Genomic DNA, 16,777 nt, shown 5'->3' with positions numbered 1-16,777 from the left:
GCCAGGCGGAGGAGGGGGAAGGCTGCGCGAAACTACAGACGCATGGCGACGGCGAGGCGGTTAAAGGCGTTCATCAGGCTGATGGCGAAGGTGAGATCGCTTATCTGACGTGGGGTAAAATGTTCGCGCAGCGGCAGGTAAACCTCATCTTCCGCATGGCTGGCGGCGATGTCGGTGACCGACTCGGCCCAGGCAAGCGCCGCGCGTTCGCCAGGGGTAAAATGGTCGCTCACCCGCCAGCCGGCCAGGGCATCCAGCTTGCTCTGCGCCATGCCGCCTTTGCGCAGCGCCTGGCTGTGCTTCTCAAGGCAGAAGGCGCAGCCGTTGATCTGCGACACGCGTAAATAGACCAGCTCCACCAGGGCGCTGCCCAGCTCGCTTTTCTCCAGCGCGAGGCTGGCTTGCACCAGCCCTTTATAGACTTCCGGGCTCAGTTCACTGAATGGCTGACGTAATTGGCTCATGGTGTTCTCCTCTCTAAGACGGCAGCCAAAATAGCACTATAATGGACTGCAAAAGATAGCCATATTGTGATGAAAAAAGCAGACCATAATGGAAGCCAGCCACCTCCCTCTTTATCAACGCATCGCCCGCCAGCTGAAATCCGCCATTGAACGTGGCGAACTGGCTCCGGGCAGCCGTCTGCCCGCCAGTCGGGTGTTTGCCCAGGAGCAGGGCGTCTCCCGGGCGACCATCGAAAACGCCTGGGGCGAACTGGTCGCCCAGGGCTGGCTCGAGCGACGCGGGCAGGCGGGAACCTTTGTCAGCGAGCGGCTCAGTCCGCGCCAGCTGGCGCCAGTGCCGCCCGCGCAACCTGCCGCGCCGGCGGAGCCGTTGCCGTTTCAGATGGGGCTCCCGGCGCTGGATCTCTTTCCGCGCGGGCTGTGGGCGCGGGTGATGGGGCGCCGGCTGCGGACGCAGTCGCGGTTCGATCTGGCGCCCGGCGATCCCGGCGGCGACCCGCTTCTGCGTCAGGCGATCGTCGACTATCTGCGCCTGTCGCGCAGTATCGACTGCCAGCCGGAGCAGGTCCTGATCGCCGGCAACTATGCCACCGCCATGAACCTGATCCTGCGTACCCTGGCGCAGCCGGGGCAGCATATGTGGATGGAGGATCCGGGATATCCCTTTATCCGCCCGGTGGTCGAGGCCGGGCAGCTGGTGGTGGATGCGATCCCGGTGGACGACGAAGGGATGGATATCGCCTGGGGCCAGCGCCATCACCCGCAGGCGCGGTTTGCCCTGCTCACCCCGGCGCATCAGAGTCCGCTGGGAGTGGCGCTCTCGCTGCCCCGGCGTCGCCAGCTGTTGGCATGGGCCGCGGAGCGTGACGCCTGGATCATTGAGGATGATTACGATAGCGAGTTTCGCTATCGCGGCAAACCGCTGCCGCCGCTGAAAAGCCTTGATGCGCCACAGCGGGTCATCTACGCGGGCACCTTCAGTAAGTCGATGTTTCCTGCGCTGCGCACCGCCTGGCTGGTGGTGCCGACCGCGCTGGCGGCGCGCTTTCACCAGACCGTGGAGCGCCAGCCCTGCACCGTTCCCACCCTGTGGCAGCAGACGCTGGCGGATTTTATCCAGCAGGGCCATTTCTGGCGTCATCTGAAAAAAATGCGCGCCAGCTACAGCCAGCGCAGGGAGTGGCTGGAGTCGGCTCTGCAGGCGCAGGGCTTTCAGGTCACGCCGCAGCAGGGGGGGATTCAGCTGGTCATGCCGGTCAACGGCGACGATCGCCTGCTGGCCCAACGGGCGGTGGCGGCCGGGCTGGCGGTACAGGCGTTGAGCGACTGGCGGATGCGCCATACCGGGGAGGGGGGATTACTGATGAGTTTTACCAATATTCGCTCGCCGGCAATGGCTGGCGCACTGGCCCGGCGGCTAAGGGAGGCGATCGGCGTCGGCGGCGTCACGCCCGCTGGCGCATAAAAAACCCCTGCGGCCAGAGGCGCGCAGGGGCTGACGCGTATTTGTTATCTTCATTGCTTTCCGTGAAGCTGGCGGGCTTCCGCGCGCTTATCGCGCGGCGGCAGCAAACGCTATAGCTATTATCGACGTAAATTGAGCAATACGCCAATAAATACCCCGACGGCGGCGGCGGCGCCCACGCTGTGCCACGGTTTATTGCGCACGTAGGTGTCGGCGCAGCCCAGCGCATCGCACGCTGCCTGGCGCGCATCCAGCGCCGCCTGCTGCACCCGGTTGTGGCCATTAAGGCGGGCGCGGGTCTCTTTTAACAGCGACTGCGCTTTGGCACGCGCCGCTTCCGCTTCCTCTTTCGCGTCACTGCCCCACGATTTCAGCACCTCTTCCAGCGTGTCCGCTAATTGGCTGACATCGTTATGAATATCTTCGGCGTTCTCGTCAAAATTGTTGCGGTTCACATGGTTAGCCATCGTTATCTCCCTTAATTCCATCGAGTGAGTAAGTGTAGGACAAGATTTTGAATTATGCTTACTGCTGTGGTTTCTGGAATATTCCGAAAGCACTGCCCTTAATGAATAAGGTAAGGTCAATGTGCGGTAAAAGATAACGAGGAATCAGTATGTATTTAAGACCCGATGAGGTGGCGCGTGTTCTTGAAAAAGCCGGCTTCACCATGGATGTTGTGACGCAAAAAGCGTACGGCTATCGCCGCGGCGATAATTATGTTTATGTGAACCGCGAAGCGCGCATGGGGCGAACAGCGTTAGTTATTCATCCAGCGTTAAAAGAGCGCAGCAATATGCTGGCTGAACCGGCTTCAGATATCAAAACCTGCGACCATTATGAACAGTTTCCGCTGTATTTAGCCGGGGATGCGCAGCAGCATTATGGTATTCCGCACGGCTTTAGCTCACGCATGGCGCTTGAGCGTTTTCTTAATGGACTGTTTGGCGAAGCCCAGCCGGCCATGTCGACGAATTAATTCGCTGGATAAAGACCCGGGCGAAGCTGGCTGGCGGGAGGAAGCGACTGGCAGAGCCAGTCGCTGTTAACGTGTCGGTCAGGCTTTTGCCTGCTGGTAGGGCGCCACGCGGAACAGGCGGCGGCAATAGTCGAGGAAGTAGCCGTAAGCGGCGCCCATCATCATTGAAACCGCCAGGTTCGAGCTCACCGCAGCGACAATCTGGTGCCAGTCCGCACCCACGCTCCACAGAATGGCGACATAAACCGGCGACTGAAAGGTCACGTAGGCCAGCACGTCGGCCATATTTTTCATCCAGCCGGCCGGAGTGATGCGCCGGGCCTGACGCATCGCGAAGTCGCGATAAATCCCGTAAGGGACAGCGATAATAATGTTGACCGGGATCGCCACCAAGCGCGACGATAACGACTGCTCAAACGTCATACCAGAGAGAAAAATTTCGATCATCATGTTGACGACGGTGCAGTAAACCACCATCGCAAAGGTGTCTGCAACCGCATGCCGCAAGCGGGAGTGCGCAGAGAACATCGGAGTGCTCCTCGAAAATGAAGTCAATAACGCCGAAAAATGCGCGTTGGTATAGCGTTTTTGGGTTGCCTGTTTTGATGTGCGTAGAGTATATCTCTGCATTAAAAGTGGCAACTAGCTATAAATTTTTATTTATTGCCTTTTTGTCGATAAAATACTCTGCGAAGGTCTGTTTTTTGCCCGTTACGCTACTTTTAGTGCTGGTTTTATTAAATTCTTTTAATTTCAAATGGTTGTGTTGTTTTTCGCCATGGTATCTGACCAGGGGGTCGGCATCTGACCGCCCGCTGTGGCGCAAAATCGCGTTAGCCTGTGATGAGGGTCATGTTTAGATGTTTTTATGCCATTATGCCGGTTTTTGTGGTGAAAAATTCTAAAACGATATGTGGCGTTTTATTCTGAATGACCGAGTAACTATTCATTTGGCCGCGCGGAGAGGGCCTGCGCCTTCACCGACGATAAGAGGATAACCCGCTGACCATAAAGGTAATATCGCCTTCTTGATATATTTCCCTATCTCACCATCCGCCGTTTTTATTTATTCAGGGGCTTATTGGCCTGCGCTGGCGAAAAAGAACCGGGGATTTCCCGATATAAGGTAGTTGGAAAAGGTTTACTCTCTGCATAATATATTTATCTGGATAACCGAAGGCTGGAAATAAATAAACGTTTCTATTACACTTGCCGCGTTGTGTCTTTTAATTTGCTATTTGGAAATTTTTAATTTTATGTCTTCAATGTTACACAAACTGAATAATATCCGTTCACTGCGCGCGCTGTCCCGTGAATTCTCCATTGACGTGCTTGAAGAGATGCTGGAAAAGCTCAGGATCGTCACTGAAGAAATACGTACGCAACAGCAGCTGGCGGCGCAGCAGCAGGCGAAATATCAGGAAAAAGTGAATACCTGGCTTGAGCTGATGCGCGCCGACGGTATTTCTCCTGACGAGCTGGTGGCCGATATTCAGCCGCCGATGGCGGGCGGTAAAAAGCGGAAACCGCGCCCGGCGAAATATCGTTATACCGATCATACCGGCGCCGAGAAAACCTGGACCGGCCAGGGAAGAATGCCGAAGCCGATTGCCCAGGCGGTCGCCGAGGGGAAATCGCTGGACAGCTTTTTGATTTAAAACCGATGCGGCCAGCGCCACGACGGCGGGAGACCCACCGCCCGGCCTGGCCTTATGACCTGCAGCGAGGGGCTTCAGCAGACGCCGAAGTCCCCCTCTTCCTGATAGGACGTCACCTCGTCTGACTTCAGCGTATAGCGTTCTCCCTGCTCCTGCGCGGCCTGAACCACCACCAGAGCCTCGCCCTGCACTTCGACCACTTTCAGTTTTGGCCCGCCCGCACGCGGTTGTACCAGATCGCCGACAGAAAACATCATTCACTCCTCACTGTTAATACCACGGATGAACCTAAACCATAGCTCAACGCCCGCGCACTGAACACCGGGTGTGCTCTTTTTTGTTAAAACAATTTGGAGGTATATGTATTAATGTTGTTAATGTTTTGCTGGCGCCATACCGCTGCTGACAAGGGGGACGGCGAGGGTAGGGTTACCATCAATCAGGTCAGGAAAGACACCATGAAGTATATCATTCTGTTGATCATTGTTATTGCTGTGCTGTATGTCCATTACCGCGGACGGGTGCGCTATCGTTTCTGGCGACAGCTCTCCGACCATTCCACATTTACCGCGCCGTTGAATGGATTTATGTATTTATTTTCCCGCGTGCCGAATACGCCTTATCTGCGCCCGGAGATGTTTCCCGAGCTGGCGATATTGCAACAAAACTGGCTGGTTATTCGCGAAGAAGGCATCCGCCTCCAGCAGCTGGAGCAGATTAAAGCGGCCGATAAATATAACGATGCCGGATTTAACTCATTTTTTAAAACCGGCTGGAAACGCTTTTATCTGAAATGGTATGAGGATGCCCATCCCTCCGCCAGCCAGCTTTGCCCACAAACTACCGCGCTGCTGCGGGATATTCCGTCGGTGAAAGCGGCCATGTTCGCCACCCTGCCGGACGGCAGCCGTCTGCCGCGCCATCGCGACCCCTACGCCGGTTCCCTGCGCTTTCATCTTGGCCTGGCGACGCCGAACGATGACCGCTGCTTTATCGAGGTGGATGGTCAGCGCTACAGCTGGCGCGACGGGGAAGGGGTGCTGTTTGACGAGACCTATATCCACTATGCGGAAAATACCAGCGGTGAGAATCGGCTGATTCTGTTCTGTGATATTGAACGGCCGATGCGCTACCGCTGGGCGCAGAAGGTCAACCACTGGCTGGGGCGCTATCTGATGAGCGCCGCCTCGGCGCCCAACGACGCCAGCGATCGCACCGGCGGAATTAACCGGGCGTTTCGCTATATCTACCAGATCCGCATTGTCGGCAAGCGGCTGAAAAAATGGAATAAGACGGTCTATTACGTCGTCAAATGGCTGCTTTTCGGCGGCATTGCCTGGCTTATCTGGAGTGCGTTTTAACTCCCCTGGCGCCGGTTCCACGGCATGATCGCCAGCAGGCGCGCCATGCCGCAAAAGCCGGTCATCCCGGCGAAAGTGAGCCCGGCGCCGACCGCGCCGCTGAGCAGGAAAAAGCCGCCGTTCACGGTATAGCCCAGCAGCACCCCCAGTAAAATCAGAACGCCAGCGGCGATTTGCACCTGGCGCATCAGCGGCAGCGGTTGCGATTTATCTTCCTCAATCGGGAGCCCCGCGGCTTTCCATGCCTGAATCCCCCCCGCCAGCAGGCTAACCTGCGCCGGCGCGGCGGCGGCGGCCAGACGAATGGCGTTATTCTGCGTCCGGGAGCCGGCCTGGCAGTGGAAGATCACGCGCTCGCCGGCCCGGGCGTTTAGGGTCGCGCCGCCGTTCAGGGTGGCGAGCGGCACCAGCTCGGCATCGGGAATATGTTCGCGCGCGTATTCATCCGCATCGCGGATATCTATCAGTCTGGCACCCTGGGCAATCTGCACCCGGGCTTCGGCAGGGGTTAAGGTGGCGATGGTCATAGGATCCTCACGGGCAATAGAGCGTTTTCAGCGTGTTGATCACCTGCTGTACCGCAGGATGGGTGATGAAATAGTGGATGCGCTGAGCGTCGCGTTCGCTGTCGATCAGCCCCTCGTCACGCATCCGCGCGAGGTGCTGCGAGGTGGCGGAAGGGCTCAGGCCGGTAGCGCGGGCCAGTTCACCGGCGCTGGCCCGCGGCGCGTCGCATAGCATGCACAGGATCAGCAAACGGTGAGGATTGCTCATCGCTTTCATCAGCGCGGCGGCTTCGCCGGCGCGGGCCTGCAGGTCTTCGGGTGTGGTCATGTATTTTAGCTTTTTCTAAATTTAGATAACTCTAAAATAAAAAAGCCGCCAGCGCCAGCCCCTTTTTCCCCGCGACTCAGGCCGGAACGGCGAGATCGGCTATCTGCGCCCGGGCGCTGGCGATCCCGGCGTCGCGACCGTGCGGGCGGTTATCCAGCCCTTCGGCATAGATAAATTCCACCTCATGGATCCCCATCAGCCCCAGCACCGCGCGCAGATAGGGGGTGACGGCGTCGGTGGTTTCTCCCTGGTGAACACCGCCGCGGCTGCTGACGACCACCGCCCGGACGCCCTCGACCAGCCCCTGCGGCCAGTTGTCGGTGTAGCGAAAGGTTTCCCGCGCCCGCGCCACGAGGTCGAACCATTTCTTCAGATCGGTCGGGACGTTGAGGTTATACATCGGGGCGCCGATCACCAGCAGGTCGCTGGCTTTTAACTCGGCGATAAACTGGTCGGAGAGCGCTACCGCCGCGCGGATGGCCGGCCGCGGATCCGCCGCCCCGCGCAGGGCGGCAAACAGCGCGCCATCCAGCGTCGGCAGCGCCATAGCGCTGAGATCGTGTTCGCGGATCCGATCGTGGCGGCCCGCCGCCTGGCGCGCCGCGAGAAATTCGTTAATCAGCTGATTGGTCAGGGAAGTTTCGCCATTAATGCTGGACTTTAATACCAGAACGTTAGCCATGATGAGTGCCTCAAGTGAAGGATAGAAGCAGAGACTAACACTGTCTTTTTTCTCTCTGGAGTGACATTATTTTCCTCTATTGTATCCCGTAAGGAACCAATCTGTGCGCGACGATCTGAATGCGATCCCGGTGTTTGTCACTGTGGTCGAGAGCGGTAACTTTGCCAGCGCGGCGACGATCCTCCACGTGACGCGATCGGCGGTGGGAAAAACCATTGCCCGGCTGGAAGCGCGTCTCGGCGTGGCGTTATTCCAGCGCACCACCCGCAGGCAACTGCTGACGGAAGAGGGAGAGCAATTTTATCACCAGTGTCGGGAGGCGCTGGGACGCATTCGCGAGGCCGAAGAAGCGCTGCAGCGCGGCAAAGGCGAGGTGCAGGGACGGCTGCGGATTTCGCTGCCGGTGCTGTTTGGCCAGCGCTGCGTGGCGCCGCTGCTGTTCCGCCTGAGCCAGCGCTATCCATTGCTGAAGCTCGAGCTCCACTACAGCGACCGGCAGGTCAATCTGCTGGAAGAGGGGTTTGATCTCGCGGTGCGTATCGGGAGCCTGGCCGACACCGGGTTGCTACGGGCGCGGGCGCTGGGGGAGCATGGCATGGTGCTGTGCGCGGCGGCGGAGTACCTGCGTCGCCAGCCGGCGCCGGGGACCATCGCCGGGCTGAGCGAGCACCGCACCCTCGGCTATCTGCATAACGGTCAGCTGCAAAAATGGCAACTTTACGACCCGCAGCAGGGCGAAGTGCGCTTCACCCCGGAGGCGTGGCTGGTGCAGGATGACTTTGCCGCCATCGCCGCGGCGGCGCAGCAGGGAATGGGCATCGCCTGGCTGCCGGACTGGCTGGTGGCGCAGGCGCTCGCCGACGGGACGCTGCAGCAGGTTCTGGCGCCCAGCGACCGTGTGCGTTTCGCCATCCACGCGGTGTGGCCGGAAGGGCCGTGGCTGCCGCAAAAAACGCGGGTGACGATCGATGCCCTGCGGGCGGGGCTGGGTCTGGCGTAGCGTCCTCGGCCGGCGCGCTTTAGGTCATCGCCTCAGCGGCGTGGCCGTCCGGCACGGGCGGCGCGGCGGTATAGCGTGCTGCGGGCGATGCCCAGCATCTGCGCCGCCCGGCTGACGTTGCCGTTGACCCTGGCGAGGGTATCGACAATCAACTGCTCGTCATGGGCCTGTAATCCCCCACGCGGCAGCGGCGCAGGCGCAGCGCGGTATGCGTCCGGCAGCGCATCGGGCGTCAGCGTGTCGCCCTCATCGGCCAGAGCCAGCATCACCTTCAGGACGCTCTGCAGCTGGCGCACGTTTCCCGGCCACGGCAGCTGGCTGAGGTGGGTCAGCAGCGCGGTGGACAGCGTCACCCGGCGCGAAGCGCCGCCCAGGTCGCGCCACAGGGTGGCGATAAAGGTTTCCAGCGCCGGCCACTCGCGTAGCGGAGGCAGCGCCAGGGCGTACTCCCGCAGGCGCCACAGCAGATCTTCGCGGAATTCGCCGGCGCTGACCCGCTGGGTCAGGTTGCGGTGCGTGGCGCAGATCAGGGCGAAGTTCACCGGCACGCTGCGGCTGGCGCCGAGCGGGGCGACCTCTTTCTCCTGCAGTACTCGCAGAAGGCGGGTCTGCAGCGCCAGCGGCATATCGCCGATCTCATCAAGAAACAGCACCCCGCCCTCGGCCTCGCGGATTTTGCCGATATAGCCGTTTTTGCTGGCGCCGGTAAACGCCCCTGGCTGGTAGCCGAAAAGCTCGGACTCGATCAGCGATTCCGGAATGGCGGCGCAGTTAATGGCGACGAATTTACCGCTGCGCCAGCGGCTGTGCTGGTGCAGCGTGCGGCTGACATACTCTTTGCCGCTGCCGGTTTCCCCCTCAATACAGAGCGCGATGCCGGCGTTAAGCAGCCGGAGCAGCTTTTCGCCTTCCCGCGGGCTGGTGAAGGGGAGCTGCATGGCCGGCGGGGCACTCACCGCCACCCGGCGGCGGGTGGGCTCGCGCAGGCGATAGTGATAGCGGCCCTGCGGGGTGGTCAGGGGCAGGGGAACGCTGACCGCCGTTTGCGTCAGCGTCGGAAAAAGCGACGCAAAGGTGAGCTGGCCAAACTGCGCCGCGCTCAGGCCGAACTCGCGCATCGCCAGCCGGTTGCCGGCGGTAAGGACGTTGTCGGAAAAGACCAACAGCAGTTCCTCCACGCTGTCGAGTTTGTCCACCTGCCGGTGGAGGCTCATCAGCCACTGCTCAGGATGCAGGCTCTGCTTCACCCACAGATACTCAATCTGCTTTGCCGCTGCTTTCACCCAGCCAAAGGTGTGCTGGTGGGGAAAATCCGCCGGGCCGGAGATATCCAGCACGCCGGCGATGCTTCCGTCCGGCCGCTGGAGCGGCATCGCCGCGCAGTACAAATTCTGGTTGCGGGTGAGAAAGTGCTGACGGCCATCGATTTCGCAGCCGTCGTCAATCGCCAGCGCGGTGCCGATGGCGTTGGTCCCGCGTCCGCTTTCGCTCCACAGATTGCCCGGCGCCAGCGCGACGCGCTGAGCCTTCTGCATCGCCTGGGTATCGCCGACGGTATGGAGCACCAGACCGCCGGGGTCGGAGAGGATCACCACCGACTGCAGGTCCGCCACCTGGCGCGACAGGGCTTCCACCACCGGCTGCGCCAGCTGCTGCAGGCTGCGGTGGCTGGCGAGCCGGTCCGCCAGCTCGCCGGCGTCGAGGCGGGGAAAATCCTCGGTGGCGGGATCCAGGCCGTAGCGCTGGCAGCGAGACCATGAATCGCTCAGCAGGGGATTGGCGTTAACCTCTGGGGCGAGAAGAAAGGGATTGCCTGGCACAGGGCACCTCTGGGTCGATGTTGCTGTGTTGCAATATTGTAGCTATTTGGTTTATTTGGTGTTGCGATTTGCAACACATAAGTGGAAACCCGTGCGACAGTGGCTGACCATCTGCCCAGTCAGTGAATGCAACCTGTTAATAAATGAAGATATTTAGAGAAAATGAAAAACTGGCATAACCCCTGCAAAGTGAGAAGCGTTCGGCGGCAAGTTTAAAAAATCAATATGCCGCTGCGTCTCAACCCTACAGAAGGAGATTTGCGATGCGTTATGCACACCCTGGCCAGCCCGGCGCCCTGGTTTCATTGAAATCCGCTTACGGCAACTTTATTGACGGTAAATTTGTCGAGCCGCTGAGCGGTGAATTCTTTATGAATACCTCCCCGGTAGACGGCAGCAACATTGCGCAGTTTCCCCGGTCGGACGCCAGAGACATTGACTTCGCCCTCGACGCCGCCCACCGTGCGGCGCCGGCGTGGGGCAAAACCTCAGTGCAACAGCGCTCCAGGCTGCTGCTGCAGGTCGCCGACCGTATTGAACAGCATCTGGAATATCTGGCGGTGGCGGAGAGCTGGGACAACGGCAAACCGATCCGCGAAACGCTGAATGCCGACCTGCCGCTGGCGGTGGATCACTTTCGCTACTTCGCCGGCTGCCTGCGCGCCCAGGAGGGAAGCACTGCCGAAATTGACGAAACCACGGTGGCTTACCATTTCCATGAACCGCTGGGGGTGGTCGGTCAGATTATCCCGTGGAACTTCCCGCTGCTGATGGCCGCGTGGAAGCTGGCCCCGGCCCTGGCGGCGGGGAACTGCGTGGTGCTCAAGCCGGCAGAACAGACGCCGCTGAGTATTACCCTGCTGCTGGAGCTGATAGGCGATCTGTTCCCGGCGGGGGTGCTGAACGTGGTGCAGGGCTTCGGCAAAGAGGCGGGCGAGGCGCTGGCCACCAGCAAGCGTATCGCCAAGCTGGCGTTTACCGGCTCCACGCCGGTCGGGCGACATATTCTCGCCTGCGCGGCGGAGAATATTATCCCCTGCACCGTCGAGCTGGGGGGCAAATCGCCCAATATTTACTTCGCCGACGTGATGGAGGGGGAAGAGGAGTTTATTGAGAAGGCGGTGGAGGGGCTGGTGCTCGGTTTCTTCAACCAGGGTGAGGTCTGTACTTGCCCGTCGCGGGCGCTGATCCATGAATCCATTTATGAGCCCTTTATGGCGCGGGTCATGGAGAAGGTGGCGCAGATCCGTCGCGGCGATCCGTTAGATACCGACACCATGATCGGCGCCCAGGCTTCCCGCCAGCAGTTCGACAAGATCCTCTCCTATATTCAGATTGCCCGGGAAGAGGGCGGACAAATCCTCACCGGCGGCGAGCGGGCGGCGATCGCGCCGGCGCTGGATAATGGTTTTTATATTCAGCCCACGCTGATTAAAGGTCGCAACGATATGCGCTCCTTCCAGGAGGAGATCTTTGGGCCGGTGATCGGGGTGACCACCTTTAAGGACGAAGCGGAAGCGCTGGCTATCGCCAATGAGACCCAGTTTGGCCTCGGCGCTGGGGTGTGGACGCGCGATACCAACCTCGCCTATCGCATGGGGCGCGGTATTCAGGCCGGTCGCGTATGGACCAACTGTTATCATGTCTACCCGGCACATGCGGCGTTCGGCGGCTATAAACAGTCCGGCGTCGGGCGGGAAACGCATAAGATGGCGCTGGATGCCTATCAGCAAACCAAAAACCTGCTGGTGAGCTACGGCACCGCGCCGCTGGGCCTGTTCTGAAGCCCATCTCATTACTGATTGATCCTCAGTCCGCAATCCGTTCGGGTTGCGGATTTTTTTTGCGTCAAAATAACCCGGTGAAAGGGAGCGGTTACGGTGGCGGATAACGGCAATACATTTGGGTTAATGAAGTAATGGCTTTCATTTGAAAACAAAAACACTTCCAGAACAAGAAATTACAGCGCGGGTCAGGAGCGCTTTGCCTTAATTTGTGTAGAAATGATGAAGATTAATACCAGGAAAATTCCTAATTTTTTAGTGGCAACGGGTTTGAGCACAATAAAACAAGACGCTTTTTTGAGCAATTACCTTTAAATTTGTTAATAAAATGGACGTGTTGTTGTTGAGAGGTATTTAATTTTCTTTTGTATAGATATGTAAATTAACATTGAAATGCCATTTCAAAAAATAACTTTATGCCGAGTATAATCGTTAACCTGTATGTAACATTTCATCAGGTTGCCTTTTTTTACATCGGGTAATATATTTATTTCGCACATCAAAATAACTCTTTTTCTTCTGCTTGTTATTCATGGCCACCTTTCGGCGAAATAAAGCGGAGTCAAAGGACGTGTGCCGATTATCCTGCGGAAGGAACGCAATGAACATTTACAGGGAGGAACGGACGAGCCGTTTCGCGATAGCCATGGGGCTATTGTCGATGACGGGAAAATATATTCGTTAACGATGAGATAAATAATGAAAACGCAACTTCGTATTATGGCAATTCTCATGGGAGCGCTGGTTTCTGGCGCTGCAATTTCTGTTACTACGCCAACCATTAACGTTAACCCTGGCTCCAGCGCGGGTACCCAGGGTACCGGCGGACAGGTTATCTTCAATGGATCAATCACCGACAGCTCCTGCAATATCGACAGCGCATCCACCAGCCAGACGGTGGATCTGGGCAAATGGGCCAGCACCTATTTTACCAGCACAGGTTTTGAAACCACCAAAACGCCTTTCCATATCAAAGTAAAAGATTGCCCTGCCAGCGTGACAAATGTCGCGGTGCTGTTTGACGGCGCGCGCGATCAGTCTGATAACACGCTGTTGGCGACCACCGGCGGCGCCGCTGGCGTGGCGATCAAGCTGTATGAAGATGACAAGTCTACGGCGGTCAGCCTCGGCAGCGTGTCGAAAGCCAAAAATGTCGTTGCGGGCGCGACTGCCGGCACCGGCACTGCCGACCTCGAGTTTTTCGCCAACTATATCTCCACCGGTGCGGTGAAGGCTGGCAATGCCAACGGTACGGCTAATTTCAATATGATTTATAACTAATCATATTGCGCGCTATTCAGAGTCAGTCCACTGCGTCCTGATTAATTGCAGATAGCTAAAGTGATAACTGTCATAAAGTCACGAAATATATTCGTGACGGTATAGTTGTTTTTGCTAATTATCCCGACGGGTACTGGCTCTGATAATCCCTGCTTTATTTTACTGTTTGTTCAACCTTTACCTGATGGTAAGTCATGATGAAGAAAATAATTGCCGTTGCGGCCTTTCTGCTGTGCTCCACGGCAGCGCAGGCCGGTATTGTCATGGGTGGAACCCGTGTGATTTATCAGGAAGGGAAGCGTGAAGCCGCTATTTCAGTCACTAATGCCGATACCCATACGCCCTATCTGGTGCAGTCGTGGGTGGAAAATTACGCGGAAAACGATAAGGCCAAGGTGCCCTTTATTGTTACGCCGCCCTTATTCCGTCTCGATCCGGAGCAAAATAACGTCCTGCGCATTAACTTTATTGGCGCCTCGCTGCCCAGCGACCGTGAATCGGTCTACTGGCTGAACGTCAAAAGTATCGCCCCGACGCCCAAGGGCGAGGTGAACAAGCTGCAGGTCAATATTAAGTCGAAATTCAAAATCTTTTATCGCCCCAACGGCCTGGCGGGCGACCCGGCTAAAGCCTGGCAGCAGCTGAAGTTTAGCCAGTCCGGCGGCCATCTGACGGTGGCAAACCCCACTCCCTATTTTGTCTCTTTTTACGCCGTCGAGGTGGGCGGGCAGGCAATCGACGAGCCTGGCATGGTGGCCCCCTTTGGCGAGAAAACGTGGCCGGTGAGCGGGCACGGCACCGTCAAATGGCGGGCGATTAACGACTACGGCGGCGTCAGCGATTACGCCCAGCAGTAATTCCCCTTTGTGATGAGCTTACCGGACGGCGCCAGCATGAAAAGAATAACAACAGCCAGGGTGCGGGAGTATGCCGCGTTGCCCGTCACCGCCGGACGGGCGCTGGCGCTGGCGACGCTGCCGACGATGATGTGCTGTCTCAGCCCGCTGAGCCGGGCGCTGGCCGACGACTATTTTGATCCGGCGGCGCTGGAGTTTGCCGACCCGCAGCAGCAAACCTCCGATCTGCACTACTTCGCCAAACCCGGCGGGCAGCAGCCGGGGACTTATCCTGTCACCGTGGTGGTTAACGACCAGGAGCTGGGCCAGGCCAATATCACCTTTGTTGACGATGGCGGGCAGCTGCAGCCGGTGCTGACGCCCGGGCAGCTGGCGGATTATGGGGTCAACGTCAGCGCGTTTCCGGCTTTTCAAACGCTGCATGAAGGTGAGACCTTCACCCGGATCGAGAAATTTATTCCCGACGCCAGCAGCCGCTTCACCTTCGCTAACCAGCGCCTGACGCTGAGCATTCCCCAGGCGGCGATGAACGTGCAAAGCCGCGGCTATGTCGATCCCTCGCGCTGGGACGATGGCGTGCCGGCCGCGTTTGTCGATTACTATTTTTCCGGCGCGCAGATAAAGAATGCCGATGAAGGGGAGAGCAGCCGCTCAAACTATCTCAATTTACGCAGCGGCGTGAACCTGGGCGCCTGGCGGCTGCGCAATATCTCCTCAATGCAGTACGACCAGCAGCGCCGGCACTGGGATTCACAAAGCACCTGGCTGCAGCGCGACGTCCGCTCGCTGAAGAGCCTGCTGCGGATCGGCGATACTTACACCACCGGCGATGTGTTTGACAGCATCCCGTTTCGCGGCGTCCAGCTGATGTCTGACGATGAGATGCTCCCGGACAGCCAGCGCGGCTTTGCCCCTACCATCCGCGGCGTGGCGCACAGCAATGCCAAAGTGACCGTCTCCCAGCACGGGTATGTGATCTACGAAACCTTCGTGTCGCCGGGGGCGTTCGCCATCAGCGATCTTTATCCCACCTCGCAGAGCGGCGATCTGGAGGTGAAGGTGACCGAAAGCAATGGTTCGGTGCGTACCTTTACCCAGCCCTATTCCGCCGTGCCGTACATGCTGCGCGAAGGGCGCGGCAAATTCAGCCTCAGCGCCGGTCGCTACCACTCCGGGGCGGATTCGGTGCGCTCGCCGGAATTCCTGCAGGGCACCCTGTTCTATGGTCTGTCGGCGGGATTTACCCTCTACGGCGGCACGCAGCTGGCCCAGGACTATCAGTCGTGGGCGCTGGGTCTGGGCCGCGGCTTTGGCGAGTTCGGTTCGCTGGGAGGCGACGTCACCCAGGCCGTCACCCGTACCCCGTCGGGCAAGCGCTATGCGGGCCATTCGCTGCGCGCTCAGTATCAGAAAGATTTCGTCAGCTCGGGCACCACGTTCAGCCTCGCCAGCTATCGCTACTCCTCCAGCGGCTATTACGATTTTGCCGAAGCCAGCGCCCTCGAAAGCGCGCAGGGGCAGGTGGACAACCGGCGCCGCCGGGAGGAAGTGTCAGTGTCACAACGCCTCGGCGGTCTGGGCAGTCTGGCGGTTTCCGCCTGGTCGCAGGAATACTGGCACCGGCAGAGTCGGGATGAGACGGTGCATCTCGGGTTCTACAGCGCCTGGAAAGGGATCTCCTGGGGCGTGGGCTATTACTACACTCGCGCCAGCGGCCAGCAAAAAAATGACCGCTCCTGGTCTTTCAATATCAATATTCCGCTGGGCGGTCCGCTGTCCGACAGCGCGGTGAGCTACAACACTACCTCGGACAGCAATGGCTATACCTCGCAGCAGGTGTCGCTGTATGGCGCGGTGCCGACGCGGCCGAATCTGTTCTACTCGGTTCAGCAGGGCTACGGCAACCAGGGGCGGGGGACCAACAGCAGCGTCGCCCTGGACTACCACGGCGGCTTCGGCAACGCGCAGCTCGGCTATCGCCATGACGCCGCCAGTAATCAGCTGACCTGGGGAGGCGCCGGCTCGGTGGTCGCGCATCCGCACGGCGTGACCTTCGGTCAGACGGTGGGCGAGAGCTTCGCCATCGTCCGCGCGCCGGGGGCTGCCGGCGTGGCGGTGCAAAACGGCAACAATGTGCACACCGACTGGCGCGGTTATGCCGTGGTGCCGTCTCTGACCACCTACCGGAAAAATGTCATTACCCTCGACACGGAGTCGATGGCGGATGATACCGACGTCGACCAGCAGGGTCAGACGGTGATCCCCGGCGGCGGCGCGGTGGTGATGGCCAACTACCGGACCCGCATAGGCAACCGGGTGCTATTTACCCTGCGCAACGCGCAGGGGCCGTTACCCTTTGGCGCCAGCGCACGGTTGGTCGGGACGGAGGAGAGCGGCAATGCGCCGGGCGGCATGGTAGCCGACGGCGGTCAGGTGTACCTCAGCGGCGTGCCGCAGGAGGGAACCCTGGCGGTGAGCTGGGTCGTCAATAACCAGTCGCAGAGTTGCACGATGCATTTTCATCTTGCGGATAACCCACAGCAGAGTCTGAATACGGTGAAAACCGTCTCCGGGCTGTGCCAGTCACGCTGA

At 59.0% G+C, this 16,777-nt stretch carries 16 protein-coding genes and 1 pseudogene; 9 read left to right on the top strand and 8 right to left on the bottom strand.

Features of this window, described 5'->3' with window-relative positions:
* Positions 1-32: 32 nt before the first annotated feature.
* Complete coding sequence (locus AC6CWS_RS10930) at positions 33-464, bottom strand: carboxymuconolactone decarboxylase family protein (RefSeq protein ID WP_023290749.1); 432 nt, start codon at positions 462-464, stop codon at positions 33-35.
* A gap of 88 nt (positions 465-552) precedes the next feature.
* Here AC6CWS_RS10930 and pdxR point away from each other — a divergent pair, with 88 nt between their 5' ends.
* Positions 553-1,929: a MocR-like pyridoxine biosynthesis transcription factor PdxR gene (pdxR, locus tag AC6CWS_RS10925; RefSeq protein WP_048335065.1), complete on the top strand. Its 1,377-nt coding sequence runs from the start codon at positions 553-555 to the stop codon at positions 1,927-1,929.
* Between the two features lie 119 nt (positions 1,930-2,048).
* Here the strand turns inward: pdxR and AC6CWS_RS10920 are convergent, their stop codons facing one another.
* Positions 2,049-2,396 (bottom strand): DUF883 family protein, encoded by a 348-nt coding sequence (locus tag AC6CWS_RS10920; RefSeq protein ID WP_032432206.1) that lies wholly within the window; start codon positions 2,394-2,396, stop codon positions 2,049-2,051.
* A gap of 149 nt (positions 2,397-2,545) precedes the next feature.
* On the opposite strand from AC6CWS_RS10920, the gene AC6CWS_RS10915 reads away from it, so the two are divergent.
* On the top strand, positions 2,546-2,908 hold the full coding sequence (locus AC6CWS_RS10915) for a DUF2002 family protein (RefSeq protein WP_002914291.1): 363 nt from the start codon (positions 2,546-2,548) through the stop codon (positions 2,906-2,908).
* Between the two features lie 78 nt (positions 2,909-2,986).
* On the opposite strand, the gene alaE is transcribed toward AC6CWS_RS10915, so the two are convergent.
* Positions 2,987-3,436 (bottom strand): L-alanine exporter AlaE, encoded by a 450-nt coding sequence (gene alaE, locus AC6CWS_RS10910; protein ID WP_004205719.1) that lies wholly within the window; start codon positions 3,434-3,436, stop codon positions 2,987-2,989.
* Between the two features lie 728 nt (positions 3,437-4,164).
* Here alaE and stpA point away from each other — a divergent pair.
* On the top strand, positions 4,165-4,566 hold the full coding sequence (gene stpA, locus AC6CWS_RS10905) for a DNA-binding protein StpA (protein WP_065883441.1): 402 nt from the start codon (positions 4,165-4,167) through the stop codon (positions 4,564-4,566).
* 74 nt (positions 4,567-4,640) lie between these two features.
* Here the strand turns inward: stpA and AC6CWS_RS10900 are convergent, their stop codons facing one another.
* The gene (locus AC6CWS_RS10900; RefSeq protein ID WP_065883406.1) at positions 4,641-4,820 is read right to left on the bottom strand and encodes a GDFGVC terminal motif YodC-like protein; all 180 of its coding nucleotides are present in this window, start codon (positions 4,818-4,820) and stop codon (positions 4,641-4,643) included.
* A 204-nt stretch (positions 4,821-5,024) separates the two neighbouring features.
* Here AC6CWS_RS10900 and lpxO point away from each other — a divergent pair, with 204 nt between their 5' ends.
* Positions 5,025-5,927 (top strand): lipid A hydroxylase LpxO, encoded by a 903-nt coding sequence (gene lpxO / locus AC6CWS_RS10895; protein WP_065812313.1) that lies wholly within the window; start codon positions 5,025-5,027, stop codon positions 5,925-5,927.
* On the opposite strand, the pseudogene AC6CWS_RS10890 reads toward lpxO, so the two are convergent.
* The 3 genes and pseudogenes from AC6CWS_RS10890 to AC6CWS_RS10880 form a co-directional block, all read right to left on the bottom strand.
* A pseudogene (locus tag AC6CWS_RS10890) lies at positions 5,908-6,454 on the bottom strand (rhodanese family protein). The gene lpxO and the pseudogene AC6CWS_RS10890 sit on opposite strands and share 20 nt — an antisense overlap.
* A gap of 7 nt (positions 6,455-6,461) precedes the next feature.
* Positions 6,462-6,761 carry an ArsR/SmtB family transcription factor gene (locus AC6CWS_RS10885; protein WP_002914277.1) on the bottom strand — a complete coding sequence of 100 codons (300 nt, stop codon included), beginning with the start codon at positions 6,759-6,761 and terminating at the stop codon, positions 6,462-6,464.
* A 76-nt stretch (positions 6,762-6,837) separates the two neighbouring features.
* Complete coding sequence (locus AC6CWS_RS10880; RefSeq protein ID WP_065883402.1) at positions 6,838-7,443, bottom strand: FMN-dependent NADH-azoreductase; 606 nt, start codon at positions 7,441-7,443, stop codon at positions 6,838-6,840.
* A 103-nt stretch (positions 7,444-7,546) separates the two neighbouring features.
* On the opposite strand from AC6CWS_RS10880, the gene AC6CWS_RS10875 reads away from it, so the two are divergent.
* Positions 7,547-8,443 (top strand): LysR family transcriptional regulator, encoded by an 897-nt coding sequence (locus AC6CWS_RS10875; RefSeq protein ID WP_065883400.1) that lies wholly within the window; start codon positions 7,547-7,549, stop codon positions 8,441-8,443.
* A 32-nt stretch (positions 8,444-8,475) separates the two neighbouring features.
* On the opposite strand, the gene AC6CWS_RS10870 is transcribed toward AC6CWS_RS10875, so the two are convergent.
* A complete protein-coding gene (locus tag AC6CWS_RS10870; protein ID WP_023290740.1) occupies positions 8,476-10,263 on the bottom strand; it encodes a sigma-54-dependent Fis family transcriptional regulator in 1,788 nt (595 codons plus the stop codon).
* A gap of 263 nt (positions 10,264-10,526) precedes the next feature.
* Here AC6CWS_RS10870 and exaC point away from each other — a divergent pair, with 263 nt between their 5' ends.
* From exaC to AC6CWS_RS10850, 4 genes are all read left to right on the top strand, one after another.
* Positions 10,527-12,047: an acetaldehyde dehydrogenase ExaC gene (exaC, locus tag AC6CWS_RS10865; RefSeq protein WP_032453792.1), complete on the top strand. Its 1,521-nt coding sequence runs from the start codon at positions 10,527-10,529 to the stop codon at positions 12,045-12,047.
* A 699-nt stretch (positions 12,048-12,746) separates the two neighbouring features.
* The gene (locus AC6CWS_RS10860) at positions 12,747-13,328 is read left to right on the top strand and encodes a fimbrial protein (protein ID WP_065883399.1); all 582 of its coding nucleotides are present in this window, start codon (positions 12,747-12,749) and stop codon (positions 13,326-13,328) included.
* 194 nt (positions 13,329-13,522) lie between these two features.
* A complete protein-coding gene (locus AC6CWS_RS10855; protein WP_023290737.1) occupies positions 13,523-14,185 on the top strand; it encodes a fimbrial biogenesis chaperone in 663 nt (220 codons plus the stop codon).
* A 36-nt stretch (positions 14,186-14,221) separates the two neighbouring features.
* The gene (locus AC6CWS_RS10850) at positions 14,222-16,777 is read left to right on the top strand and encodes a fimbria/pilus outer membrane usher protein (RefSeq protein WP_049013863.1); all 2,556 of its coding nucleotides are present in this window, start codon (positions 14,222-14,224) and stop codon (positions 16,775-16,777) included.

The sequence above is a fragment of the Klebsiella sp. M041 genome, assembly GCF_059759695.1.
This window is presented reverse-complemented; position numbering and strand designations above follow the sequence as displayed.

Coding starts and splice junctions, on each gene's coding strand:
- pdxR (WP_048335065.1), top strand. CDS start 553: ATGGAAGCCAGCCACCTCCCTCTTTATCAACGCATCGCCCGCCAGCTG.
- AC6CWS_RS10920 (WP_032432206.1), bottom strand. CDS start 2,396: ATGGCTAACCATGTGAACCGCAACAATTTTGACGAGAACGCCGAAGAT.
- AC6CWS_RS10860 (WP_065883399.1), top strand. CDS start 12,747: ATGAAAACGCAACTTCGTATTATGGCAATTCTCATGGGAGCGCTGGTT.
- stpA (WP_065883441.1), top strand. CDS start 4,165: ATGTCTTCAATGTTACACAAACTGAATAATATCCGTTCACTGCGCGCG.
- AC6CWS_RS10900 (WP_065883406.1), bottom strand. CDS start 4,820: ATGTTTTCTGTCGGCGATCTGGTACAACCGCGTGCGGGCGGGCCAAAA.
- AC6CWS_RS10915 (WP_002914291.1), top strand. CDS start 2,546: ATGTATTTAAGACCCGATGAGGTGGCGCGTGTTCTTGAAAAAGCCGGC.
- AC6CWS_RS10930 (WP_023290749.1), bottom strand. CDS start 464: ATGAGCCAATTACGTCAGCCATTCAGTGAACTGAGCCCGGAAGTCTAT.
- AC6CWS_RS10850 (WP_049013863.1), top strand. CDS start 14,222: ATGAAAAGAATAACAACAGCCAGGGTGCGGGAGTATGCCGCGTTGCCC.
- AC6CWS_RS10885 (WP_002914277.1), bottom strand. CDS start 6,761: ATGACCACACCCGAAGACCTGCAGGCCCGCGCCGGCGAAGCCGCCGCG.
- lpxO (WP_065812313.1), top strand. CDS start 5,025: ATGAAGTATATCATTCTGTTGATCATTGTTATTGCTGTGCTGTATGTC.
- alaE (WP_004205719.1), bottom strand. CDS start 3,436: ATGTTCTCTGCGCACTCCCGCTTGCGGCATGCGGTTGCAGACACCTTT.
- AC6CWS_RS10855 (WP_023290737.1), top strand. CDS start 13,523: ATGATGAAGAAAATAATTGCCGTTGCGGCCTTTCTGCTGTGCTCCACG.
- AC6CWS_RS10880 (WP_065883402.1), bottom strand. CDS start 7,443: ATGGCTAACGTTCTGGTATTAAAGTCCAGCATTAATGGCGAAACTTCC.
- exaC (WP_032453792.1), top strand. CDS start 10,527: ATGCGTTATGCACACCCTGGCCAGCCCGGCGCCCTGGTTTCATTGAAA.